This window comes from Lujinxingia litoralis, from assembly GCF_003260125.1.
Classification (GTDB): Bacteria; Myxococcota_A; Bradymonadia; order Bradymonadales; family Bradymonadaceae; genus Lujinxingia; species Lujinxingia litoralis.
Genome location: NZ_QHKO01000001.1, coordinates 718,625 through 744,164 on the forward strand (window position 1 = coordinate 718,625; position 25,540 = coordinate 744,164).

At 64.1% G+C, this 25,540-nt stretch carries 19 protein-coding genes and 1 tRNA gene; 5 read left to right on the forward strand and 15 right to left on the reverse strand.

Going from position 1 to position 25,540, the window contains the following annotated elements; all coding sequences use genetic code 11:
* Positions 1-87: 87 nt before the first annotated feature.
* From dnaK to DL240_RS03020, 7 genes are all read right to left on the reverse strand, one after another.
* Positions 88-1,926: a molecular chaperone DnaK gene (gene dnaK / locus DL240_RS02990; RefSeq protein WP_111728363.1), complete on the reverse strand. Its 1,839-nt coding sequence runs from the start codon at positions 1,924-1,926 to the stop codon at positions 88-90.
* Between the two features lie 54 nt (positions 1,927-1,980).
* Positions 1,981-2,757, reverse strand: coding sequence for a nucleotide exchange factor GrpE (gene grpE / locus DL240_RS02995; protein WP_158542313.1), 777 nt, complete (start codon positions 2,755-2,757; stop codon positions 1,981-1,983).
* 91 nt (positions 2,758-2,848) lie between these two features.
* The gene (gene hrcA, locus DL240_RS03000; protein ID WP_111728365.1) at positions 2,849-3,901 is read right to left on the reverse strand and encodes a heat-inducible transcriptional repressor HrcA; all 1,053 of its coding nucleotides are present in this window, start codon (positions 3,899-3,901) and stop codon (positions 2,849-2,851) included.
* Between the two features lie 120 nt (positions 3,902-4,021).
* A complete protein-coding gene (locus tag DL240_RS03005; protein WP_146618064.1) occupies positions 4,022-5,089 on the reverse strand; it encodes a lysylphosphatidylglycerol synthase transmembrane domain-containing protein in 1,068 nt (355 codons plus the stop codon).
* Between the two features lie 8 nt (positions 5,090-5,097).
* On the reverse strand, positions 5,098-6,813 hold the full coding sequence (locus DL240_RS03010; RefSeq protein WP_111728367.1) for a PspA/IM30 family protein: 1,716 nt from the start codon (positions 6,811-6,813) through the stop codon (positions 5,098-5,100).
* Positions 6,814-6,881: 68 nt separating this feature from the next.
* Positions 6,882-7,256 (reverse strand): response regulator, encoded by a 375-nt coding sequence (locus DL240_RS03015; RefSeq protein WP_111728368.1) that lies wholly within the window; start codon positions 7,254-7,256, stop codon positions 6,882-6,884.
* Positions 7,257-7,518: 262 nt separating this feature from the next.
* Positions 7,519-7,589, reverse strand: a tRNA-Cys gene (locus DL240_RS03020).
* Positions 7,590-7,830: 241 nt separating this feature from the next.
* Here DL240_RS03020 and DL240_RS03025 point away from each other — a divergent pair.
* Complete coding sequence (locus DL240_RS03025) at positions 7,831-8,466, forward strand: nucleotide exchange factor GrpE (protein ID WP_111728369.1); 636 nt, start codon at positions 7,831-7,833, stop codon at positions 8,464-8,466.
* Here the strand turns inward: DL240_RS03025 and DL240_RS03030 are convergent.
* Positions 8,367-9,182: a hypothetical protein gene (locus tag DL240_RS03030; protein WP_111728370.1), complete on the reverse strand. Its 816-nt coding sequence runs from the start codon at positions 9,180-9,182 to the stop codon at positions 8,367-8,369. The two genes, DL240_RS03025 and DL240_RS03030, sit on opposite strands and share 100 nt — an antisense overlap.
* A gap of 109 nt (positions 9,183-9,291) precedes the next feature.
* Here DL240_RS03030 and DL240_RS03035 point away from each other — a divergent pair, with 109 nt between their 5' ends.
* The gene (locus DL240_RS03035) at positions 9,292-11,061 is read left to right on the forward strand and encodes a M64 family metallopeptidase (protein ID WP_111728371.1); all 1,770 of its coding nucleotides are present in this window, start codon (positions 9,292-9,294) and stop codon (positions 11,059-11,061) included.
* Here DL240_RS03035 and DL240_RS03040 read toward each other — a convergent pair.
* The 4 genes from DL240_RS03040 to DL240_RS03055 form a co-directional block, all read right to left on the reverse strand.
* Complete coding sequence (locus tag DL240_RS03040; protein WP_111728372.1) at positions 11,027-12,445, reverse strand: sensor histidine kinase; 1,419 nt, start codon at positions 12,443-12,445, stop codon at positions 11,027-11,029. The two genes, DL240_RS03035 and DL240_RS03040, sit on opposite strands and share 35 nt — an antisense overlap.
* Positions 12,442-13,599, reverse strand: coding sequence for a hybrid sensor histidine kinase/response regulator (locus DL240_RS03045; RefSeq protein WP_111728373.1), 1,158 nt, complete (start codon positions 13,597-13,599; stop codon positions 12,442-12,444). Before DL240_RS03045 ends, DL240_RS03040 begins: the two co-directional genes overlap by 4 nt.
* Positions 13,600-13,705: 106 nt before the next feature.
* Positions 13,706-15,355 carry an NAD(P)/FAD-dependent oxidoreductase gene (locus DL240_RS03050; protein ID WP_111728374.1) on the reverse strand — a complete coding sequence of 550 codons (1,650 nt, stop codon included), beginning with the start codon at positions 15,353-15,355 and terminating at the stop codon, positions 13,706-13,708.
* 64 nt (positions 15,356-15,419) lie between these two features.
* The gene (locus tag DL240_RS03055) at positions 15,420-18,611 is read right to left on the reverse strand and encodes a serine/threonine-protein kinase (RefSeq protein WP_158542314.1); all 3,192 of its coding nucleotides are present in this window, start codon (positions 18,609-18,611) and stop codon (positions 15,420-15,422) included.
* 241 nt (positions 18,612-18,852) lie between these two features.
* On the opposite strand from DL240_RS03055, the gene DL240_RS03060 reads away from it, so the two are divergent.
* Positions 18,853-20,460, forward strand: a complete 1,608-nt coding sequence (locus tag DL240_RS03060; RefSeq protein WP_158542315.1) for an amidohydrolase family protein — start codon at positions 18,853-18,855, stop codon at positions 20,458-20,460.
* A gap of 48 nt (positions 20,461-20,508) precedes the next feature.
* Entirely contained in the window at positions 20,509-21,336 is an 828-nt protein-coding gene (locus DL240_RS03065) for a hypothetical protein (RefSeq protein ID WP_111728377.1), read from the forward strand.
* A gap of 18 nt (positions 21,337-21,354) precedes the next feature.
* On the opposite strand, the gene DL240_RS03070 is transcribed toward DL240_RS03065, so the two are convergent.
* From DL240_RS03070 to DL240_RS03080, 3 genes are all read right to left on the reverse strand, one after another.
* On the reverse strand, positions 21,355-22,434 hold the full coding sequence (locus tag DL240_RS03070; protein WP_158542316.1) for a S41 family peptidase: 1,080 nt from the start codon (positions 22,432-22,434) through the stop codon (positions 21,355-21,357).
* A 48-nt stretch (positions 22,435-22,482) separates the two neighbouring features.
* Positions 22,483-23,349, reverse strand: coding sequence for a hypothetical protein (locus DL240_RS03075; protein ID WP_146618065.1), 867 nt, complete (start codon positions 23,347-23,349; stop codon positions 22,483-22,485).
* Between the two features lie 113 nt (positions 23,350-23,462).
* Entirely contained in the window at positions 23,463-24,362 is a 900-nt protein-coding gene (locus DL240_RS03080) for a hypothetical protein (RefSeq protein ID WP_111728380.1), read from the reverse strand.
* 141 nt (positions 24,363-24,503) lie between these two features.
* On the opposite strand from DL240_RS03080, the gene rho reads away from it, so the two are divergent.
* Positions 24,504-25,451 (forward strand): transcription termination factor Rho, encoded by a 948-nt coding sequence (gene rho / locus DL240_RS03085; protein WP_111728381.1) that lies wholly within the window; start codon positions 24,504-24,506, stop codon positions 25,449-25,451.
* Positions 25,452-25,540 lie beyond the last annotated feature (89 nt).

The following is a 25,540-nucleotide window of genomic DNA, read 5'->3' on the forward strand; positions in this document are numbered from 1 at the left end:
GCGCCGCGAACAAGAGAGCCCCGGGGTCTGCGCATCCAACCTCCGGGGCCCTCGAATGATTCGCACGGCGGCAGGTGCAGCGCCGGATCACTCCTCTACCGCTGCCGTGCCGTCGTCCATGCTGGCATACATCAGCTCGGCCAGGCGGTAAGCCCCGGCTTCGAGCGTGGCGATAATGGTATCGAGCTCCTCGAAGGTCGCATCGTCAATGAGCTCCTTAATCGTACCGATGTCGGCCAGCAGGTCGTTGCGCTCTTGCTCCTCCATCATGCCGCCGAACTCCTCCAGACTGCGCTCCGTGGAGTAGAGCAGCCCCTGGGCCTCGACCCGGCGCTGGGACAACTCTTTGGTCAGCTGATCCTGCTCCTCGTTGAGCCGGGCCTCTTCGATCAGACGATTGATATCGCCCTCACTCAAGCCCCCGTCGGCCACGATATTCACCGACTGCTCGCGACCGGAAGCCTGATCTCGCGCCGAGGCGGTCACGATGCCGTTCTCATCGATATTGAAGGTCACCTCAATACGCGGCACCCCGCGCGGCGCCGGCGGAATCCCCGTCAGCTCAAAGACCGCGAGACTTTTGTTATCGGCGGCCATCGCGCGCTCTCCCTGAAGCACATGCACGCGCACCATCGATTGATTGTTGATGCTCGTACTGAAGACTTCGCTGTAGCTGCAGGGAACGGTCGTGTTGCGCTGGATCATGGGCGTAAACACCCCGCCGGCCGTCTGCACCCCCAGGGTGAGCGGGGTCACATCGAGAAGCAACACGTCGGTGAGTTCCCCGCGCACGATGCTGCCCTGAACTGCCGCGCCCATGGCCACAACTTCGTCCGGGTTCACCGAGGTGTCCGGGCGTTTGTTAAAGAACTGCGCCACACGGGTGCGCACCCGAGGCATCCGCGTCATACCCCCGACCAGGAGCACGACGTCAATCTCGTCACGCCCCACCTGCGCGTCTTGCAGCGCCGTGCGGCAGGGATCAAGCGAGCGCTCCACCAGATGGTCCACCAGCTCCTCAAGTTTCTCGCGGGTCAGCTCGGCGTCCAGGTGCAAGGGCCCCTCATCATTCATATGAATGAAGGGCATATTGATCTCGGCCACCTCGGTGCTGGAGAGCTCACACTTGACGCGCTCCGACTCCTCCTTGAGTCGCTGCAACGCCATGGGCACTTCGCGAAGGTCGACGCCGTGCTCATCTTCGAATGCGTCGGCAAGCCAGTCGATGATCGCGTAGTCGAAGTCCTCGCCACCGAGAAAGGTATCCCCGGAGGTTGAGAGCACGCTGAAGACGCCGTCGGCCAACTCCAGAATCGAGACATCAAAGGTCCCGCCGCCCAGGTCGTACACGGCGACCTTCATATCGTTCTGGTCCACACGCGCCAGACCGTAGGCCAGCGCCGCCGCCGTAGGCTCATTGACGATGCGCAACACATTGAGCCCGGCAATACGCCCGGCATCTTTAGTCGCCTGGCGCTGCGCATCGTTGAAGTAGGCGGGCACCGTGATCACGGCGTCCTCGACCTCTTCGCCAAGATGATCTTCGGCAACGGACTTCATCTCCTTGAGAATCAGGGCGGAAATCTCCGCCGGAGAGTAGTCCTTGTCGCGGGCACGCACCCAGGCATCCCCGTTGGGGCCCTCGACAATCTGAAACGCACTGCTTCGTTTGGCCTGCTCGACGTCCGGGGCATCAAAGCGCCGCCCAATCAGACGTTTGACCGCGTAAACAGTATTCTCCGCATTGGTCTGAGCCTGACGCTTGGCCACCTGGCCCACGATGCGCTGACCATCTTCGGTGAACGCGACAATCGAAGGCGTCGTCCGCGCACCCTCGGCGTTGGGAATGACGATGCGCTCGCCATTGGCGATCACGCATACGCAGCTATTGGTCGTCCCTAAGTCGATGCCGATCGTATATGCCATGCCTCTCGCCTCTCCCGAGATTCAGGTGGGTGTCGTCGACCAGGTGTCAGGATCTCAGTCCTGATGTTGCGAAGTCTCGCCGCCTTCGGGGCTGGCATCATCTTCGCCGTCGGTGTCGCCAGACTCCTCAGTCTGAGGAGCCTCAATTCGTTTTGCAACTGCCACCATCGCCGGCCGCAAGAGGCGGTCGTGCAGGAAGTAGCCCTTCTGGTACTCCTCGACGACCGTGCCGGTGTCGAACTCCGTGGTCTCGACCTGCTGGATGGCCTCGTGACGCTGAGGATCAAAGGGCTCGCCCTTGGAAACAAATCCCTGCACGCCGTACTTAGCCAGCGCGTTGATGATCTGCTTGTAGATCATCGTCACACCGTCAACGATCCCGCCGGGATCTTCTTTGCCATCGGCGTGCTGCAACGCGCGCTCAAAGTTATCGACGGCCGGAATCAGATCACTGACCACTTTGTCGATGCCATACTTGCGCAGGTCTTCTTTCTCGCGCTCGACACGACGCCGATAGTTTTCCAGATCGGCCACCGAACGCATCAGCTTGTTTTTGACCTCATCGCGCTCTTCGGCCAGCGCATCGATTCGGGCGTTCGCCTCCTCCAGCGCCTTGGCCTGAAGGGCGGCCTGCTCCGCAAGAGCAGCGGCGTCGGAATCGTCATCGCCCCCCTCGACCACGATGACCTCTTCGTCATCTTCGTCGGGGCTCAGGAAAAGGTCGTCGTCCAGCTTATCGCTGTCTTCCTGCTCCACCTCGGCCTGCTCCGGGCTGGAAGTCACGTCGGTCGGTTCGTCCATCGCTTCGGTCGGCTTCTCGTTCTCAGTCAAGGCCATGCTCCTCATTGAGACACAAGCTGGGCGCCATCACGCAATGCGGACGCGCCCTCAATCGGGTTGAAATGGATAAGGGGTTGAACTGTCAAGATGATGAATTCAGCTCTTCTGAGTCCTTCGATAACATACGGGCTGTATGCTCGACTAGAGGAATGATTCGCGCGTAGTTCATGCGCAGCGGGCCCAGGACCCCCACCAGCCCGACCTGCTCGCCATCCCGGTAGTACCCACAGGCGATCAAACTGAGGTCGTCCCCCAGATCAAGGTCAAGCTCCGAGCCGATGAGCGTCTGAACCCGACGAGCCTCACAGATGCGATCAAGCACATCGAGCACCCGCTCTTTGTCCTCCAGCGCGCGCAGCACGTCACGCACCCGGGCGATGTCGTGCGCCAGCTCACTGAAATCGAGCACGTTGAGGCGCCCTTCCACGTAAAGCTCTGCCCCCGTGGCCAGATCGAGCACCTGCTGACTCAACGCCAGCGCGCGCCGCATGTAGCTGCGATAGCGCGACTCGCTGGCAGCCAGCTCTCGGCGTACTCGGCGGCGCACGTCCTGCAGACTGCGCCCGGTCACCAGCTCCGAAAGGTAGTTTCGCATCCACACGATGGAGTTTCGCTCCACCGGCTCTTCCATGCGAACCACCCGATTAAAGACGCGCCCGTCTTCGGTGATCAGCACCACCAGGATGCGATGTTCGGAAAGCCAGCTCAGCTGCACATCGCGCAGGCGCGCCGCCGCCAGACCAGGCGTACTCACCAGGCTCGTCAGATGCGAGAGCTGACTGACCAGCACCCCGGCCGAACGCGCCAGCTGACTGACATCATCGGCCTCCAACTCGGAGAGCGACGCCAGCCACTCCGGCGCACCGCCATTCGGGGCGCGCTGGCCGGTGGCCACCAGGTAGTCGACGTACAGACGCATACCACTGGCCGTGGGCACGCGTCCGGCCGAGGTATGCGGCTGATGCAGCAACCCCAGCCCTTCTAGCTCCGCCATGACGTTGCGCACCGTGGCCGAACTCACCGAAATCCCTTCGCTCCGGGACACCGCGGTGCTGCCCACAGGCTCGCCACTGAGGTTGAAACGTTCAACCACCTGGACAAGAACCTTAAGTTGGCGTTCAGAGAGCAGGCTCAAAGCGTCTTCTCAGCGTGCGTAACGTCAGACGTGGCGCGGACATCCCTACCCGAACCTGCCCTCGTAACAGTGAAGCCCGCGGGCAGATTCCTCGACGCTAATGGTGCCCTCCCCCGCGTGTCAATCCGGGGCTCCCTGCCGACCGGAATGCGCCGGCACATCGCGACGCCACAGCCCCGGAGCACGGGCCATCACCCAGGCACCGGGCACCACGATGACCAGAAGTTGCAACACATGAACCAACACCGCGAACACGGCTACCTGAGCTGCCAGCGTCGCGACATCCATATCCACAAAAAGCCCCATCCCCCGGGTCATAAAGAACTCAAAATTCCCCGCCATTGCCGGTCCCGCCGGAACCATGATTCCGATGACCAGCACCGCCATCACCGTGGCGATTTCCCAGGGATTCAGTCCCAGGTCGAACCCGATCGAGAGCAGCGCCCACATCGACAACGCGTTCGTTCCCCAGTAGAGCGCGGTCGCCCCCAGAAAACGCCCGAGATTGCGCCCGTCCACCAGCGACTTAAACCCCTCGACAAATCCCATCAAAAGTCCGGACACCGCCGCAGCGAGCTTCTGAGATATCCTCCCCAGCGTCTGCTCGACGATCACCTCGGCCCAACGTCTCCGGGTGTAGGCGACCACGCACATCACGATCGCCGGCAAAAAGATCATCAACGAGAGCAGCCCGGCCCCGCGGGCAAAGGCCACCGGAGCCTGCCCCTGATAGGTCCACAGCGCGGCGAAGAGTAAGGCGGTAATGATCAGCCCGTCCATCACCCGCTCTACCACCGCCGTGGCCAGCAGCCCCGACGCCGGCAGCCCTGAGCTGCGGGCCAGCACCATCGGCCGCACGAACTCCCCGAGCCGCAGCGGCATGAGCACAATGGCAGTAAACCCCAACGCGCAGGCTCGGTTGACCTGTTGCGTCGACACCTCGCCAAGCGGTCGCACCAGGTAATTCCAACGCCAGACCCGCGCACCGTGGCAGACGATATAAAGCAGCACAAAGGCCGCCGACGCCAGCCCCAGCCGGCCGTAATCGGCGCTCGCCAGGTAATCACGCACATCTGCCAGCGGAAGCCCCCGCGCCGCCAGCCACAAAAAGAACACGCCGATGAATGAGGCCGCCAGAAACGACCCCAACATCCGCGTGCCCCCAAACCCCTGCGACGTCTCCGACAAAGCCTGACTCACTCTCCCAGTTCACGTTTGATACGATCTTTGAGCCCCTTGAGATCGCGGTCGACTTCCATCTTCTGGAAACGCTCTTCAAGGCGATTGGCGCGCTCCCCGGTGGGCGCCCCCGACTCCTCACTACCGGCCGACGACGTCGTCCCCCGCGCGGCATTCTTGAGTTTCTCTTTCTGGCGGCGAATATCAGCAAGCTCTTGAACCAGCGGAGCAGCTTCGCTCTGGTAGCCACGCAAGATCGTCTCGGCCTCGCTTTCCAGATCGCGCTCGTTCCACTCCCGCGCCAGCTCCAGGCGGCCGCGCCAGCGCTCCTGGTGCTTTTCGAGCTCTTCCAGACGCCGCTCACAATCGCGCTCGCTCAATATCAACTGAGCCAGCTGCTCTCGCGCCTCCGCCGCACCGATCGTGGGGCGCGCCTCCACAGGCTCTCGCCGCGGCGGCGGCACCACCAGCGCTCCTTTTTCAGCGGGGCCAGCCTCCTCGACCGGACCGGCCGCCGCAGGACCTCCCGCCGGGGCCTCGGGACGAGCGTAGGACGCCTGGTCGCCGGAGCGGCCAATGCTCTCAAAAGGTCCGGCCACCGGCGCCGACTCGCCACCTTCCGGTTCGGCAGAAGAGAGCGGCCTACGCCAGGCCTCGCGCTCCTGCAGCGCTTCGACCAACGCGTCGACCACGGCGCGATTGGGGTCTTCATCCCGCGTCTCCAGCAGACGCTCGCGCAGCTCTCGTAGACGCTCGGGCTCGGTAAAGCGATCGAGTTCGCTCCCCAGACGAAGCACATCGTGCACCTTCCCCGCGAGCCCGCGGGCATGGAGCGCCTCGGCCTGCACGCCGGCGTCCTCACCAACGCTCACCAGAAGCGGTGGCGTTCCCACGGCCAATGCCTCGGGCAAATAAGGATCATCGCCCGCAGCGAGCACCAGGTCCGCCGCCGCGACATACTTCTCGAGGTCGGGCACATGCCCGAACATCGAAGCGGGCAGCCCGTAATGGTCCGCCGCCCGGCGCAGTGTGGCCGCGACCCCTCCGTCGCCATTATGATGAAAAAGCACCCGGGCCGGGCGATCCATCAAGGTGCACTGAAAGACGATCTTCTCCAGCGTCGCGTGATCCAGCGCCTCCGCGCGGACCAGTACCACCAGCGCCTCGGCGAGGCCCAGCTCGGCACGAACGTTATCGCGTTCCGGAGCCTGGAGGCTGGCCGGACGCACCGCCGGGCCGGCCACGTGCACCCGTTCTGCCACGGCGCCCTCAGCCACAAAGGCGTCTGCCGTGCGCTGGTCCGGCACCACAAATCCATGAAGCGACCCGGTGAACCAACCAGGTGCGGCAACAGGCTGATGCGTCAGCCCCACCTGCACGCTGCCCACGCCGGTGAGGCTCTCGATCACACTGAGCGCGCGGGCGAAGCGCGGGCTCGTCAGCACCAGGACATCGGGGCGCGCCCGACGTAACGCGCCGATGAAATCTTCCTCTCCCGCGTGCCCCCGGGTGGCGACTCGAAGCCCGCGCAGCAATCGCTCGGCACCGCCGGCCAGCGCCTCGCGTGCCGCCGTCCCGATCACTTCGGTGATTGACACCAACTCGGCGTCAACACCGCGCTCCTGAAGGCCGGCGACCACCGCCTCATACGCGGCTTCCCGACCTCGCTGGTCCGAAAGAATCCACACCCGCCCTGCTTCGCTCGAAGACGCCTCGCCACTGACCTGGGTCATGCTCTGCTCCTCAACGCGCCGGGCCCATCTGGCCCCCGGCCACCGCATCATTTTGGGGAAATTTGTGTTCAGTATTCGTAGAACTTATCGAGGAAGCCCCCGATCTGAGTCACATCCATGGACTTACAGAAGTAGCCATTCATCTCGTTGTCCACACAGAACTGCTGCAGCTTATCGGCATCCATATCGCTGTAGGCCACGATCACCATCTCGTCGTAATCCGGAGAGGCCTGCAGTGACCCGAGCAGGTCGTCGATATTGAGACGCTTCATCGCCACGTCTACCAACAAGATCTCGGGACGTTCGTATTCGATCTTTGAGAGCGCCCCGTTGGGGGTGGCCAGGTGCACCACCTGATAGCCACCGCCCTGGAGATTCTGCTCGACCTCCATCACATCAAGGATGTTGTCGTCGAGAATCATCACTTTGCGACGAGACTCCATCGCTGCCTCCTGACACGTCTGCACATCGACATTCTGGGACGCAACGAGTCGTTACGCCAACTGCGGCTCCACACCCTAAGCTCGCCACTGTTCACGGTCAAAGAAATCGCCCGCGACGACGACGCCAGGACACTGCCCCATCATCGTCACTTCGTTCGACAGCGCAACCCCCCGAGCCCGGGAGTCCCTCAGATCAAAAAAAGCCCGAGAACCGGCAGGCTCTCGAGCTTTTTTAATGTCGTAGTGCGACCTATTTCCTTAAAGGCGGCGACCGGAGTCGAACCGGTGATCAAGGCTTTGCAGGCCCTTGCCTTACCACTTGGCTACGCCGCCAGGCGCAGGATTGAATTAACACTGGCCCGGGGGGCTGTCAACGACTTTTATCGATTTGGTGCAACTTTTCGCCAACAGACCTGTCTCATCCTAAACACGACGCGCGCACGCTGCCCCTCGGGCCATGGCAGCCGACGCGCTCGACGCCCGGCAACCGTCGAAGCCGCCCGCCGCCGTTGACCCCTCTTGATGACGAGGGCACACTCCCGGCGGACACCCACCCGAGTTGCAGGACGCTTCTATGACACTCGTGTTGCTCATTATGACGACCGTGATCGCGACCATCGCCCTGGCGCTGCTGGGTGCCTACCATCGTCGCGAACTTCGAAGACTGCGCCAGGCCCATCGTCAGGAGGTCCGAGCTGCCGACGACGAGCACACGCGAAGGCTCCAACGCCTGGGCCGAGAGCACGACGATGCCCTCCAGTACGCGCACCATCCGGTGGTGCGCGACATCCTGCCTGCGCTGGACGCCCTGGATGAGGGGCTTCGCCACAGCGCCCCCCACCAGGACCCGGCACTTCGGAACGGGCTGGAGCTTGCCCACCGCGCGCTCCTGCAAGCCCTGGAGCGCCACGGGGTCGAGCGCGTGGCCCCTGGCCCCGGCGATGGTTTTGATCCTCAATGGCATCAGGCCGTCGCGCGCGTCGAAACCAACCAGGTGGCCTCGGGAAGCGTCAACGAATGCCTGCGTGCGGGCTACCGTGACGGCCCCCGTCAGCTCCGTGCCGCGATGGTCGAGGTCGCCTGCGAACCCCACACCTTCCCCCAGCCCCCTCAGGACGTGGCATCCCCCGACGCCTCTCCCTCGCCGGAGGAGCCCTCCTCCGCGCCGGCGTTTCGCCCGGCAGACGACTCCTCCGACGCCTCTTCCTGAGCCTCCATCGCCTGGTCCCGGGTCGACTCACGCCCGAAGATATTCAGCGTGACCTGTTCGTACTGGGTGGAGCGAGCCTGCGTCAGAGGCCCCACCTCAATGGAAGCGTTGTACAGGCGCACGGCCACTCGCAGTGCATCACGCAGCAAACGCTCCAGCGCGGCGGCATCCACCGAATCTTCGGACACCATAAAGAGCGAACGCTTGCCCACGCGCAGCGAACTGACCCGGCCGGCCAGGGTGACCATCAGCTCGCGCAGCGTCGCGTCCAGGAGACGCCCGAGCTCACTGCTGGCCGACTCCGCCACCATGGTCGAGAAGCAGGCATCAAAGCTCTCATCCCCTGTGCTCACCGTCACCAGCCCTCGCCCGGGCAACGCACGCCCATTGGCCGTGCGACGACGCACCTTCAGCGCCTGCCTCAGCACCTTCGGAAAGCGCACCGATATACGGCAGGCTTCAGGACCCGCCTGGTCCCACACCTCCCCACGCACCCGAAAGCCGTTGAGTTCGCCACGCATCCCGATGACATGCGCCTGAAAGAGCGAGGTCTCCCAGTGCTCGCCGATGCCCAGGCGTTGATTCATCGTGCTTAACTCGCTGAGCAGTTCGGCCCGGGCTTCGCCAGCGCGCCGCATGCGTGCCAGACGCCATCCAAACCAGCCCACTACTCCGATCAGCACCACCAGCGCTCCCAGCGCGAGCCATATCCACATCACTCATCCTCCCTTGGTCGATCGGCGGTCGCCACGCTCAGCCCGGCTAAGGTACACTGCCACCGATCATAACAACAGCGCGGCTCCACCTCCCTAAAGCGGATGCATCATGCGTGTCTCTCTCCGGTTGCTCTCCCTGGCGCTCTTCTCCCTGATGCTGGCGGCCTGCGTCTCGGACCTGGATGACGGGTCCACGATCCGGTTTCGCTTCGCCGCGCCCGAGGCCGGTTCCGCCTCGCCCGATCTCGACGACGGCCAGACCCTCCCGGGCCCCGTGGAGAGTCGCGAGGCTCGCCTGGTGATCTTTGATGCCGTGCTCAGCCAGAACTCCCAGGTGCCCCCGAAGGTCGAACTGGCCCGCGTGGTCAATACGCCGCTCTTTGCCGACGCTGATGACCACGACCTGGACTCCCACTGGATCACGCGCGCCCGGGTCGAAGATGCGCACGGCGAGACCCTGTGGCGCCAGCGGGTCAACAGCCTCTTTCAGCTCCTGGAGTTTCTCAACCTCCTGCTGGAGCAGCAGGCCGCGGTGAACCTGAGCGCCAACCAGGTTTATGCGCTGGTTCGCCAGCAGTACCGGCCGCTCACCCAGTTTGCGGTCCGAGTCCCCGTGGGCCTGGAGGGCGGACGCGACTATGTGTTGGAGCTCGCTCAACCCGACGGCTCCTGGGTGGAGCTGGGCCGCTTCGACATCGACACCTTACTTTCCCAGGCCGAACCCAACTCGGTGCAGGGGCAGGTCGACACGCTGGTGGAACATGGCCCGGCCGACGATAGCCTCGACATTGTGATCCTGGGCGACGGCTACACCGCCGCGGAGCGCGCCGAGTTTGAGGGTGACGCTCAGGCGGTGGCCGAACGCATCCTGGCCACCTCTCCCTTCCGAGAGCACCGTGACCTCTTCAACATTCACCTGGTCTGGACTCCGAGCGGCGAATCCGGCGCCGGCTACGATTGCCTGAGAAACGCTTCGGGGTGCGAGCAACGCATGCGCGACACCATCTTTGAGACCACCTTTGTGATCCCCGCGGTCGCCGATCTCTTCAACCTCGACATCGGTGAGGTCTCCGACCGCATCGCGCTCCCGCTGCAGGTGGGACGCATGTATGAGGCCGCCGCCCTGGCGCAGTACGACGAGGTGGTACTTCTTTCCAACACCCGAAAGTTCTCCGGGTTTGCCGGCGTGTATGCCGCTCTGGTCACCACCTACGATGCTCGCCAGAGTTTCCCGGACACCGTCGTCCACGAGCTCGGGCATACCCTGGGCATGCTCGGCGACGAGTACATGCAGCCGGGCGATCCCTGCTTCTTCAACGAACCCCACATCCCGCTGCCCGTGAACATCGATGAATTGAATCCCGAGGAGGCGCTGAGCTGGGAGCACTGGCTCTCCGAGGACACCCCGCTCCCCACCCCGCCCAATGCCAGCTTCACCTATCCGGTGGGCGCCTATGAAAGAACCTACAACTGCGAGTTTCTCGTGCGCCCCAGCTACACCTGCATGATGAACGACAGCGGAGAAACCTTCTGTCCGGTCTGCGCCGAGCAGATGGTGCGCCGCTTCTATTCGGCCGTCGATCCCATCCCGAACCATCCCCTGGAGGTTGAGCGCATCTCATCGGGAGAGCTTGAGCTTCGCCTGCCCCGTCGCGACGCCCGGGGGCGTTACGCGATCACCTGGCACCTGGGAGACGTCCTCATCGGCCAGGGGCCACGAGTACGCCTGGGCGGGCGCAGCTTTGAGGAACTCGACCAATCCGAGGGCTGGGTCGAGATGCGCGCCAACGTTACCAACACCACTGACTTTCTAGCCGCCCCGCACCCTGCGACCCACCAGGTATTCAGTCTATGGGTAGCACGGGAAGATGCACCCTGAAGTGTGTCCCCTGCCCCGGCTCGGAATCCACCCGGACCGAGCCGCCATGTTGCTCCACAATGCGCCCCACCAGCGAGAGCCCCAGCCCGGAGCCACTGCCGTCGGTCGACGTTGTAAAGAATGGCTCAAAGATCCGCTCCAACTCCGACTCCGAGATGCCACAGGCGTTGTCGATGACGTCCACCACCACCTCACCACCGACGAGCCGGGTACGAAGTTCAATCCGCCCGCCGGGCCCCTCCATCGCCCGAGCGGCGTTGGTGATGAGGTTCACAAAGATCTGCTGCAGGCCCCCCACATGCCCGAGCACCCGGACTGCGTCGTCGGTAAAGCCCATCACCGTCTCCACCTGATACGTCTCCAGGAGAACATCGCAGAGCCGTACGGCTGAGCGCAGGCAGTGATGCAGGTCCACCTCCTCCAGCGAGATGCCCTCGGCACCGGCCAGATTGAGCAGATCGCGCACAAAGCGATCGATACGCTCGACGCCCTCAATGATATGTTGCAGCCGCTCCCCGTCGCGCGGGTCAAAGAGCTGCCCCCGGTACTTACGCAGAAGGTAGTCGGCGTAGTTAAGGATGCTCGTCAGCGGGTTCTTCAATTCGTGGGCGACCCCGGCGGCGAGTTGCCCCAGGCTCATCAGCTCTTCGGCACGAGCAAAACGCCGCTTGAGTTCATCGATCGAAGACTGGCCGGGCTGAACCACCACCACCAGTCCGCGCATCGGACGCGCATCACTGCCATCGACCGACGCGATCGGACGGATGCGCACCTGCACCTGCTCGCCACCTACCGGCATCTCCGAGCTCGCCAGGCGAGTGGAGACCGGCTCCGGCGTGCCCCCGGCAAGCGCCCGGGACGCCGCCACGCGCAGGCGCGGGCGATCATCGGCGCTGAACACATCCAGGAGGTCGCAACTCGGGTCTTCGCCCGGCGCCAACCCCAGAACGCGGCTGAGCGCCGCGTTGGCCAGACGCACCTGACGCCGCCCGTCGCAGACCGCGACCAACGCGTCGATCTGATCGAGGATCGGTCCCAGGCGCTCATCGGCTTCCGGTTCAAAGAGGACCCGGTAATTCCCATCGCCCATCGGTGCCAGGCTCACCGACACCGCGTCGCGCTCGCACCCGCTCAGGGTCACGCCCCCCAAAAAGTACTCTTCGCAACCATCGGCCCCGGCGGGCTGAAAGCGCATCTGTGAAAAGGTCTCCCGCTGCGTCAAATTCAGGCGTGGCAGCTCCGCGTTGCGCGCCACCCCGAGAAACGCTCGCGCCAGCCGATTGATGTAAATCAGCTGCCCGCTCCCCTCACAGACCGCCACCGGCTCCCGCAGCTCATCGAGCACCCGGGCTAAATCGATCGTCGCCGTCACGCTCTCACTCATGCGCCCTCTCCTGTTTCGGGCCCCGGGCTCAAGCGCGGACGCGTTGCTGAGCCGGACTCCGGGCTTACCGCTTCATCCAGATCCACAATCATCTCCCCACCGGCATAGGCTTTGGTCTTATAATTCGTAATCCGCCCAATTTTTCGCACGACATCGCTGATGCGGCGGGCGTCCTGGTGAATGGTCTCCAGGGCGCGCGCGGTCCTGTCATCGGCGTGTGCATGGCGTTGCAAAAACTCGGTGTACCCCATCAGGCTTGTCAGCGGCTGGTTAAGCTCGTGAGCCGCGGCTCCGGCGAGTTCGGCAATCACCGCCTGGCGGCGAGTACGCTCCAAGGTTTCAAAGGCCTGCTGGAGGCGTTCTTCCATCTCCAGGCGCTGGCGAAGATCGGTAAAAATCCCCACCGTCGCCACCTCCCGACGCCCCTCGGTGACCAATGCCGCCGAGATCTCCACGGGGATAGCCTCGCCATCGCGGCTGATCACCTGCTCACGCACCGATTCCATGCGCCCTCGCCCACCGTAGCGAGGGCTACGTAGCATGCGCATAATGCGCTCTGCCCCCTGAGGTGGATAAAGCTGGCGCACGTTCAGCCGCATCGCGTCCTGCTCGCTCCAACCCAACACCCGCTGGGCGGCCCGATTAAAAAGCACGACCTCACCGCTGCGGTGAGCGGCCACGATGGCATGGGGGCTGGCGTGAATGATGCGTTCCAAAAACTCAAAGGAGCGAGCCCCCTGCAAGCTACCGACCTCCTTGTGCGGCAGCTGGCTCAGCCGCCAGCGCACTCGCCGAACCATCTCCTGGGCCAGACGCTCCCGAGGCAGGGCATCGGTGGCGCCCAATGCCATCACGCGATCCAGAAGAGCCTCATCGGCGTCTGCCTCATAGACCACGATCACCGGAATCAACGCCGTCCCGCGATGCTGCCGCGCGAGCACCAGCAACTCATCTGTGGGAATCACGCCCCCTTCCAGTCCCAGCACCACCAGGTCCGGAGCCGCGCGGCGCGCGTGCAACACGGCCTTTCGCGCATCGGCGTAGGTACGCACCGTGATCGGTAGTCCGTGGAGCAGCCCGACGATCTCCTGGAGCATCGGAGCCCGGGGCTCCACCACCCAGACCGTATGAACGTTACCAGGCTGATGCGTCATATATACCTGCCGAAAAGGTCTGCCGCGCCGCGCGCTTTGCCGCCATGGTCCCTCTCAACCTTGCAGTTTCGCGGCGCGCCCGCAAGTTCTCCGGCCTCGGCACCGATCAGACGCTGAGTGTCTCCAGGATGGTCTCAGCCACTCGCAGTCCATCGATGGCTGCGCTGACAATCCCACCGCCGTACCCGCTGCCTTCACCACAGGGGTAAAGCCGCGCCACCGAGCTGGATTGATAGGTGACCGGATCGCGATCAATCTGCACCGGCGCGCTGGTCCGGGTCTCCACGCCAATCAGCAACGCGTCCTCGTTCACAAAGCCACGCATCCGTCGCTCAAAACCATCGAGCGCCACACGCAACGACTCGATCACAAAGTCCGGATAGCACCCCGCCAGATCCGCAGCGGCAATACCGGTTTTGTAGGTCGTCTTACGCACCGTCGTGCTGGCCTGCCCGGCCTTAAAATCACTCACACGCTGCGCCGGAGCCACAAACCCGCCTCCGCCAAGCTGATAGGCTCGCCGCTCGGCCTCATGCTGGAAGGCCATCCCGGCCAGAAGCCCGTCGTAGTCATCGAGCTCGGGCACCGGCCCAAACGCGCCGAAATCTTCCGGACGCACGCTGACCACCAGCGCCGAGTTCGCCCAGTGCCCCTTACGGCTAGCATGACTCATGCCATTGACGCAGATCCCGTCGGGCAACGTGTGCGAAGGCACCACCTGACCGCCCGGGCACATGCAGAAGCTGTAGATCCCACGACGCTGCTCTCCCTTCCCCAGGTTTTCAGCCAGACGGTAATCGGCCGCGGGCAGATCGGGATGATCGGCGTATTTTCCATACTGAATCTGATTGATCAGCTCCTGACGATGCTCCACCCGAAAACCCACCGCAAAGGGCTTGGGCGCCATGGAAACCTTCTGCTCGGCCAGATGACGGTACATCTCGCGCGCCGAGTGCCCCACTGCCAGCACCACCCGATCGGCCTCTATCCGCTCGCCATCGCGCAGCACCACCCCCTTGACCACCCGCTCACCGCCTTCGTCCCGGACGATAAGCTCGCGCACGAAGGCTCCAAAGCGCACCTGGCAGCCCTCCTCAAGAAGATGCGCGCGGAAGGACTTGCACAGCGCCACCAGACGGTCGGTGCCCAGGTGCGGCTTACCCTTGATCAGGATCTCCTCGGGACCACCGAGTGCCACGATCGTCTCCAGCACATGCCGCACCCGCACGTCATTGACCCGGGTATAGAGTTTGCCGTCCGACCAGGTTCCGGCGCCCCCTTCCCCAAAGCAGATATTGCTGTCTTCTTTGAGTTCCCCGCGGTGCATCAACTTGGAGACATCGCGGCCGCGCACCTCCACGGGCTGCCCCCGATCGAGCAGAATCGTGTCCACGCCGCTGTCGGCCAGACGATGCGCGCAAAAGAGCCCGGCCGGACCGGCACCGATGACGATGACCCGCTCCTTTTTACGAGGCTGGAAACGCCGGGGCGCCAGACTCCCCGGGGCCGGCGCTTCTTTGATCCCCGCCGGCAATCGCTTCAGCGCCTTCCCTTCGGCCAGCGCCACCTCCACGTTGTAGACGTAACGGGGACGCCCCCGGGCATCGAGGCTCTGCTTGAGAACTTCCACCTCGGCGATGGCCTCCGGAGATACCCCCAGCTTCTTGGCCGCCTGCGCAAGCAACTCGCTGCCGTCAGCCTGAAAGTCCACGCGCAGGTCGCCCACATGCAGGCGCTTAAACTTCGACTCGTTCATCGTCTTCACTTCTACGTTGGATAGGTACGCGCTTCCCCAGCGCCTCAACCGCGGATCCGCGCGCTCAGAGTTTGGGCAAGAGCCCGTGCGCGCCCATTCGGAAGGCCTGTTCACGGCCGCGCTGCAACAAACGCGCGCCGTACTCGGAGCATTGCAATTCGATCATCAGGTCGCCGGTCGCCATCAACAACTCGGCGCGCTCGACCCTATAATCGTCTCGGCCGTCGAACGCCAGCGCCACCCGATTGAGCTGCTCCGCGCCCAACACGCGCTCCGCGCGCCCACGTAACACCAGGCCCCCCAAAAAGAGCGCGATCTTCTCCTCACAGGGCCGATGCCCCAGGCGTTGCGCCAGGCAATAGGCTTCGGAGGCCCGCCGGCGCGCATCGGAGCGATTGCCCAGGGTCGACAGCGTCCAGGCCAGCTGAAAAAGCACTTCGATGGTCGCCCAAGACCGCTCCGAACTCACCAGATGCTCCAGCGCCTCCAGCAACGCATCACGGGACTCTACCGGGCTACCAATGCGCCGAAGATCCGCGCCGTAACACGTGAGCACCTCGCCACGCAGCCCGCGTTCCCCAAGGCGATCGGCCTGTTCAATGGCCTGTTGATACGTCTTTAGTCCCAGCGCCGCCTGCCCGGTCAACACCTGAACATGCGCCAGGCTCGCCAGGGCGCTGGCCAGGCGATGTCCCGAGACCAGCACCTCGGCGCGCTCCACGCACTGCTGGAGCATACTCTTCGCCAGCTCCAGCTTCCCCCGCCCGTAGAGAAGACGTGCATCGAGCTCCAGCAGGTCGACCGCCCCGCGTTGCGCGATCCCCATCTCGTCGATCTGCGCCCGACGTCGCTCCGCGGCCTCGTTCTCGCCGGCATAGTACATCAACTCGGCCCCTCGAAAGAGCACCCGCCAGTGCAACCAACCGCTCTCCGAGTTCAGCCCCTGAGCCTCCGCGCGCGCCAACCAGGCCTGCGCCTCCCGGGCATCAAAACGGGCCATGGAGAGCTCCGCCAGATGCAGCGCCACCAGCGCACTCTCGGGCCCCTCCGCCAGGGCCCCCCGGGCACACTCATAGAGGTCGCCGGCCTGCAGAAACTCCCCGTCGGCGCGCTCCTCATCGCCGGCCATCAAAAAATAATGCCCCGCCAGCGCGACGTTGCCCCCGGCAGACAGGTGGTGAGCAGCCTCTCCCGCCCGGGCCAGACCGCGACGCCAGTCCTTCATAAGCTGCTGACCGATCCGCCGATGCAACGCCCTCCGCCACTCCGGGCTGAGCATATCGGAGACCGCCTCGGCCAGCTCGTCGTGTATCAAACGCACGTAGCGCCCACCCGTCCGAAGATCGATCTCGATGAGATTGCGCCACAACACCGTCTGCAACGTGCGCTCCGCCTCCGCAGCTCCGGCTCCCCCGGCGATCAAGAGCTGGCGCGCACTCTCCCAGAGCAAGGGACGCTCCATCAACGCGAGCAACTCCAGACATTCGCGCCCGGAGGCCCCCACCGACGTCACGCGCCGCCGCAACGACTCGCGCAGCGAGGAGGGCACCCCGCGAGCCTCCACCTCATCGAGGCGCGCCGCCCAGGTCGACGCACTCCGCCGCCTCAAGAGCCCGGCGTCGATCAGATAACGGCAGAGCTCCTCGACATACGCCGGTCGCCCGCGGGCCGCACGACTTACATCGTCGACCCAGGTATCGGAGAGTCCCGAGAGTGCGAGCTGCTCACCAAAATAATCCGCAACATCATCCCGCCCGACCCCCTCGATCGGCAGCAGCTGCACGCCCTGGCCTTTCTGCAGGCGCGAGCAGACCTCTCCATCACTTAAGGCCGCCACGATGTCGGGACGGTTGCGCGCCTTGACCACCCGAAACCAGTCCTCAATCACCTCCAACGAACGCTCATCCGCCAGATGGAGCTCATCGATATAAAACACCAGCTGACGGGGCCTGAGCACCGCCACCGCCTCTTCCAGCGCCTGACGCATCCAGGCCTGTTCCACAAAGGGCTGCACATGCTCGCCCGCCGTCTCAATCCCCAGCACACTCATCAACTGACGCGCGCGAAGCGCGGGGCGATACGACTCCAGCGCCAGTTGATCCTGGCTCGCCACAAGCTCCACGACCTGTGCCACCAGATCCACGAGAAGCTCATAGGGCTTCATCCCCGGGCGGCAGACGCTCTCCAGCACCACATGGCCCTGGAGCTTAGAGGATGCCTGGACATCGTTAAGAAGTCGGGTCTTCCCCGCCCCCTCCTCGCCACGAATCAGGTAGAGCTGCCCCATGGAACTGGTCTCATTGGTCGAGAGCCATTCCAGGAGGAGATCATCCTCATCCAGACGACGGGCGAGAATGCCGCGCTCGAAGTAACCCCGAATCACTGGGGCCGCGGCCACATCAAGCGAGTTTGCCATGCGCCCGGCCGACCACTGCTCGATCACCCCGGTATCTTCGGCCAGCGCCTGCAGCGCTTCGCCGGCATCGGCATACTCGACGTCCGGAAGCTGGCGTAAAAGCGCCATCGTAAAACGACTCAACTCCAGCGGCACCTCCGCGTTGAGGCGGTGAGGCTCCGGTGGCCGAAAATCTTCTTCGGTCGGCGGCGGATCATCTTTGCTCCGCGGCCCAAAGGGCAGCACCCCGCAGAGCGCGTAGTAGAGCGTCACCCCGAGGCTGTAGAGGTCGGAGCGCTGCTCCCCCTTTTCTCCCCGGATCACCTCGGGGGCCATGTACGAGCGGGTCCCGCCTCGCAGCGTGTCCCGCTTGGGATCCATGCTGGAGAGCCCGAAGTCCACCAGCTTGGCCATCGGCAACGCCGAGGCGTCATCCAGCCAGAGCAACATCACGTTGGCCGGCTTGATATCACGGTGAATCATCCCCATCGCATGCAGGTAGCTTAGCCCCTGCAAAAGCTGCAGCGTCAAATCGATCAGCGCCGCCGGCTCCAACAACGCCCGGGCATCCTGCAGACTAAACCCGTCGATGTACTCCTCGGCCAGGTACACCCCGCCATCGGGCAACAAGCCGTAGTCATAAACTCGCACCAGGTTGGGATGAGAGAGCTTAGAGAGGATCTCAAACTCTCGCCGCAGCATCTTGCCCTGCACACTCTCACAGGCATCGGCCGAGAGCACCTTAAGCGCCACCTCCCGGCGTTCGTGCCGCAGATCTTCGGCCAGGTACACCGATCCACCGGCGCCCCGACCCAGCGGCTTGATGTAGGCATAACGCCCGGCGAACACTTTACTCGCCATGCCACCGCTCGACTGTCGAATGCGCCCACGCTGCCTGTGTACTGTGGCCATCGCTCCGCCTTAACTCATGCGTTGGGACCGGTCGACCCACGACCTGAATCGCCGTGCCTCAACATGCCATGAGGTCTCGCGATCCTCAACCACGCTGCCTTTTTCCGGCGGAAATCCCGACTGCCGGCGAAGATCGTTTCACCTGGCGAGGGAAGTCGATACACTGCCGACGACTTTCAACGGAGTTTTCATGCGTACTTTGCTCTCCCCCTCTCTGGTTGCGCTGCTCGCTCTGTCTCTGGCCTCGGGTTGCACGTCGGCCGATCCGCCCTTGCTCCAACCCGACACTGATATCCCTGACTTGGGCCCCGATGCCGACACCGGGCCTGATACAGAACCCGATGCCGACGCCGATCCGGATACCGACACTGACCCCGAAGCCACTCGCCCCGCCCCACCGGCTACCGTCGAACGGGCCGGCGCCGGTGGTTTCTTGCTGCGCGGCACGGTGCTCACCCTCGACGGTCCGATCGAAGATGGCGAAGTCCTGATCGAAGGCGCCGCCATCACCTGCGTGGCCGAAGACTGTTCTGGGGAACCCGGCGCCGCCAGCGTCACCGTCATCAACACCCACGGCATCATCTCTCCGGGGCTCGTCGACGCGCATAACCACCTGCCCTACAACTTCTTGATGCCCTGGATTCCCAGCGATGCGGGCTTCTTTGGCAACCGCTACCAGTGGGCTGAAGATCCGGACTACGAAGCCCACGTCGCGCCTTACGCCAATCGCCGCTCCACCGGCACCCACTACTGTCCGGCAGCCAAATGGGGCGAACTGCGCTCGGTGCTCCACGGCACCACCACGGTCATGGGTCAGTCTTTCCAGCAACGCTGCGTCGACTGGGGGGTACGAAACGCCGATCACTATCACGGGCTGGGCTACAACCACATGCGCACCTCCATCGGCTCACCACGGGATATCAACGATGCCCAGGCCCAGAGCTACATTGAGAGCTTCGACAACCCTGATGAGCCCAAAACCCGCCTGGCCGTGCACATGGCCGAAGGCATCAGCGGCAACAACATCGAGTTGGAATTCGACTCCTTCGCCGGCCGCGACACCCGCAACAACCGCCACGCCGGCACCTCGCTGCTCCACAACGGCACCGCGATGTTGATTCACTCGATCGCGCTGACCGCCCCGCAGCTCGAAGAGGTCTACATGACCGACTCCAAGATCGTGTGGTCGCCCTCCAGCAACGTCACCCTCTACGGTGTGACTGCCGACATTGAGAGCATCCTCGACCTGGGCATCATCACCGCTCTGGGCCCCGACTGGACCGTCTCCGGCGAATTCGACATGTTGGGGGAAATGCGCTTCGCCTGGCGCTACGGCCGCCAGCAGGAAATCGACGCCCTCAGTGCGCAACGCATCTGGGAGATGGCCACCTGGGACGGCGCCATCGCCGTGGGCCTGGAGCATAGCGTGGGACAGCTCGCCCCGGGCTACGCCGCCGACATCGTGGTCTTTGGCCGCCAGGGAAGCGATCCCTATCGTGCCGCCGTGGAGAGTCATGCCGAAGATGTGCGCCTGACCCTGATCAGTGGCCAGGCCTACTTCGGCGATGACGTCCTCAAGGAGAGCGCCGGCCGCAACGACTTCTGCGAAACCTATAGCGCCTGCGGCACCGCTAAGTTCGTCTGTGTGCAGGACAGCCCCACGGCGGACGATCGCCGCAACGAAACCCTCGACGACGTGCGCGGGCAGCTCGTTGACATCCTTGAGGGCACCGGCTACCCGGAAGACGAGCAGTACGGTCGCGGCGATGAACTCCTCGACCTTGTGATCTGTCCCTGATGAACACGGCGAGCCCTACGGGGCTCGACTTCGTTGAGCACTGGCCTCATGACCACGTTGCACCGTCTTAGCGCCGCGCTACTTTTTTGCGCGGCGCTTCTTATCTCTCCCGCCGCTTTTGCCGGCCCCTGGACCCGCGACAGCGGCGAGTACTACGTCAAACTCGGCGAGTCCTTCTACCAGGCCAATGCCTTCCGCACGCCGGAGGGCTTTCTGGTGACCGGCGTCGACTATTTCAGCGCCACCACCTACATGTACGCCGAGGTTGGCCTGCTGGACGCCCTGCACTTACAGGCCTACGTGCCGATGATGTTCGCCAGAAACCGCTTTGGGCAGCAGGCCTACACCGATCTGGGGCCCGGCGACATGACCCTCGCGGTGCAGGCCTCACCCTTGAACCTGGCACTCCCCACCTCGGTGCGCCTGGAGACCAAGCTCCCCCTCTACGGCCGCCCGGCCGACGGCTTCACTCCGGCGCGCGGGGACCAGCAAGTCGACCTGACGCTCTGGCTCTCCGCCGGTGGCGGGCTGCACGAGCTGGGCATCTACTTCTATGGCGATGTCGGCTACCAGCATCGCAGCTCGTGGACCCCGGGCGATAGCACCTCCGGCGACTACTCCGATGGCTTCGTCTACCTGGCGCAGGTCGGATACAACCTCTTTGATCGCGCCACCCTGGCGCTGACCTCCTCGGCGGTGCTGCCCTTCAACGACGATCAGCTCAGCAAGAGCTACATCACACTGGGCCCCTCGGTCTTCTTCCCCCTCAACGAGCGCATCGCCCTGGAAGCCGACGGCTACTTCACGCCCTACTCCCGAAACAGCGCCGCCGGCTGGGCGCTGGGCCTGGGTATCTCGGTACGCAGCCCCAACTGATCGCCCTCTAAACGCCTCTCAGCGCTCCGCCGCGCGTTTTTTGAGGTGCCCCAGCGCGTACTCCAGAATGGCGTCCCGCCCGGCGACGTCATCCTCATCGGTGTTCTCCACATGGATATCCGGCGGCACGCCCACGCGCTCATAAAAGGAGCCGTCAATGGAGCGCGTCTCCTGCACCGAAATCGTGTAGTGCCAGCCGTTGGGAAGCTCCCGCGGCAAAAACATCGCCAGCCCCCCACCGCTGTTGGTCCCGATATGGGTGACGTGATCGTACTGGCGAAGGGCCAGCGTCAGCCACTCCGCCGCACTAAAGCTGTAGCGATTGGTCAGCACCACCACCGGTCGGGTGAATTGCCGGGGCCCGGCCGGCGACACCGACCACACCGTCGGAGATGAAAAGTCACTATGACCTGCCCCGTCCCGGGTACGCGTGACCACAAAGTCCCGTGTGTCGGTGGCAAATCGGCTGGCGATGTACGTGGTATTAAACGCTCGTCCGCCGCTGTTGTTGCGCAGGTCAAAGATCAGGCCCTCGGCGTTTTTAAAGTACTCCAGCACCACATCAAGGTCCTCGACCCAGCCCTCCACATCGTCGCCAATCCCTGCGGCGCCGCTTAACGTCCGCAGGTGCACGTAACCGATGGTGTGACTGGCCCAGCCGTATCGAAAGTTGCCCTGACCGGCCTGCTTCTCGGTCCCCAGAATATAGCGTCGGCTGATCACTTCACTGTTGTAGTTTCGCCGACTGCCGCGCAGATGAAGATCGCTCTGCACCCGCCCCAACTCTCCGGCGGAGATGTAGACATGGCCGTCCTCCAGCGTGCGGATCATGTCGCCAAAGATCTGGAGAAGTTCGTAGTCCGTGGTCTCCGCGCTGACCTTGGGCCGATACGTCTGATAGATCCCATCCCAGTCGATGTTTTTGTGTGGAAAGTGGGCATAGTGTCGGTCAAAGGACTGCCAGAAGATCTCGAAGTTGGACTCCGGCGTGTTCTGGGGGTCCGGCCCCAGAAAAGCACCACATCCCCCCAGACACCACCCCAGCAACGCGATCAACACAGCGCTCTTGAGCCCGGCTCCTTCTCGATACGTGTTCATCATCCCCCCGGAAGATGTGGTCCTGACGTGCGCCCGACACACGCACGCTCAATCGTAGAAGAAACCCAGCCCCAGGCTAACGCGATGCGCGTAGGTGCGGGTGTTCAGCGGAAGCTCATAGCTCATCGCCCCACCGCGGTAGGCCGTTACCAGCCCCAGACGCTTGCCAAGATGGATCCACATCTCGGCCTGCGCCTGCACCATCTGCAGGGTACCCCAGCTGGCAAAACGGCCGTCGGTCACCGCGCGCCAACGCTCCATCACCAGACGCACCCGTTCATCGCCACGCACCGCATAGCTCGGACGCATCACATACCCCCCCACCGGCAGAGTCAGCCCCAGGCGCAGCTCCCCCCAGCCTCCAAAGCGCTGGCGCAAGGCCGCGCTGGCATCGAGCGTGATCACGGCATCCCAGACCTCCACGCTGCCGATCTGGGAGGGGTCATACTGGTAGGAACGGTACATCGTCCAATGGCTCAACCGGGGTCCCAGCTCCAACCGCCGGGAGGACTGATCCAGCAGCACAAAGCGCCACTGAAACGAGGCGTCCACAAAACTGGAGCGGGCCCAGTGCCCCTGCCCGTCATCCATCGCCGAGTGGAGCCGCCCGCCGTTGATGCCCTGCGAAAACCCGGCCAGCGCGATCTGCCGTGACCAGCGCCTGGCCGTGCGCCCCCAACGCAACTGCAGCGGATACCCCATCCCCCGGTAGGCCATCGGCGAGCCCGTATCATCGCGGTTTCCCACCGCCTCGGCGCCGGTGAGCACCACCACCTCGGCGCGTTCCGGCGACGCGGCGCACACGCCCCCCGCATAACTCACGGTACACAGCGCCACCCACAACGCCAGCACCCGACGCCCCCAACGCCTGTACACAGGCAGATCAGGGCCCGACGCCTCCCGGTTCGCGTTCATACTCTCCCCCCAGTTGTGATCCTTCGCCTGAGCCACAGCCTGGCACCGGGCCCAACTCAAACCTAATCCCGGCTCCCCCCTCCGACAATCGAGCCCCCCCCTCCCCGCCCCGCTCAACGCAGGTAATCGGCCAGCATCGCCTTGAGCGCATCGCCGGGCGCCTGCCGGCTCCACGGGAGCAAGAGCCCGCGCATCAGATCTCGCCCCAGCCACAGCGCTCGCCAGCTCCCGCGCCGGCGCACCCGAACCATCGGCGGGGGAGCCAGCCCGCTGATCGCATCCACCGGGCTCGTTGCCCACTCCACCGGCCCTTTCCCGGCCGCCTGGAGCACGACCGCCAGCAGATCGCAGAGCGCCTGAAAGGCCACCGGCTCCACCCAGCCCAGCGTCCCGGGAGATGCGTCGATCAGCAGCGCGGCCAGCCGCTCCAGCCCGGCCACATCCGGAGTGACCTGCAGGGAGATACGCGCGCCGATCTGGTCGACCAGCACCTTGCTCGGCCAGCCCGGCTGCTCACCAAAGACCTTCCCCGCCTGACGCGTCGCCGCCGCGGTGCAGGCCTCTTCAATCACCCGCTTCAGTGTGGGTTCCGGCCGTGAGATCTCTAAGCGCCAGAGCTCCAGCGGATCCTCCGGCACCAGGGCCCCCACCCGACGGGCCTCGTTGCGAAACACACTGAGCCTCTCGAGGGCCGCGCGATCAAACGCCTCGTCCACCGGCGCAAACCCCAGCTCCCGCAGCGCTGCCTGGCCCGCACTCCCCACCGCTGTATAGAGCGCCACATCAAAAGAGAGGGGCGCCGCGGCCTGACGCTCCTCCAGATACTGAGCCGGCGGCACACTGAGTGCCGCCAGCAGGCGAGCCTCCACCAGGCCTTGCAACGCGCCTTTAAGGTCCGATCCGCGATCCTCCCAGAGTGCCGCGGTCCAGCGGTGCCCGGCCTCCCAGGTAATCGCTACCAGCGCCGGATGCAGTCCGGCGTGTGAATTTTCGTTTTCATTTTTGAGCGCCATGTGCTTATCTCTTGACTATGGAGTCGTGACTTCGTACGCCCGCGCCGGGTGCTCCCGCTCGTGTTGAGCCCCGCAGTCCTTACCTCGCCGGGCCCACGCGCTCTTTCGACCCTTCCTTTAATCTACCCTTCCGAAGCTGTCATGAGTAGAAATCGCAGCCGCGGCCGCCGCCGCAGCGGCAACCGCCGCAGCTCTAAGCCCAAAGCCGACCTCCCCACGCTGATCAACAAGCTGGCCGACTACACTCCGGTTCAGCCCACCGATCGTCTCCGGCTGGAAACCGACCGCTATGAATACATCGGTCGGATCATGGATATGTTTACCCCGATCGCCCGGGGGCAACGTTGCCTGATCACCAGCCCGCCCAAGGCCGGCAAGACCACCATTCTCAAAGCCATCGGGAAGGCGATCCACGCCAATTACCCCGACATCGAGCAGATCGCCCTGCTGGTCGACGAGCGCCCCGAGGAGGCCACCGACTTCCGGCGAAAGATGCCTTTTGAGGTCTACGCCTCCACCTCCGACCGAGCCGCCAAGAATCACATCAAGGTCGCGGAAAAAGCCTTTACCGACGCCCTGGAAAAAGTGCACGACGGCAAGGATGTGGTCCTCCTCCTCGACTCGATCACTCGTCTAGCCCGGGCGTACAACGTGACCCACACCGGCTCCGGCGGTCGCACGCTCAGCGGAGGCGTTTCCGCCGGGGCGCTCGATATCCCCCGGCAGCTCTTTGGCGCCGCCCGCAACCTGGAAGGCGGCGGGAGCCTCACGATCGTGGGCACCGCGCTCATTGAGACCGGCAGCCGTATGGATGAGGTGATCTTTCAGGAGTTCAAAGGCACCGGCAACATGGAGCTCGTACTCGACGAAGAGCTCGTGCTGCGACGCGTCTTCCCGGCCATCGACATCGCCAACAGCGGCACCCGCCGCGAAGAGATGATGCTTGATGACACCGAGAAAAAGCAGGTCCCCTTGCTGCGCCGCCGCCTCATGGACCAGAGCCCGGTCGAAGGCATGCAGTGGATGATCAAGCGCCTGCATGACTCCAAGAACAACGAGAACTTCCTGCGCTCGGTACCTCAGCTCTAAGTCTGCGCAAGCCCTCGTGTCATAAAAAAGCGTTCTCCGTATCGGAGAACGCTTTTTTTTCGGCGCTTTCTAAGGCCTCACGCACTGGC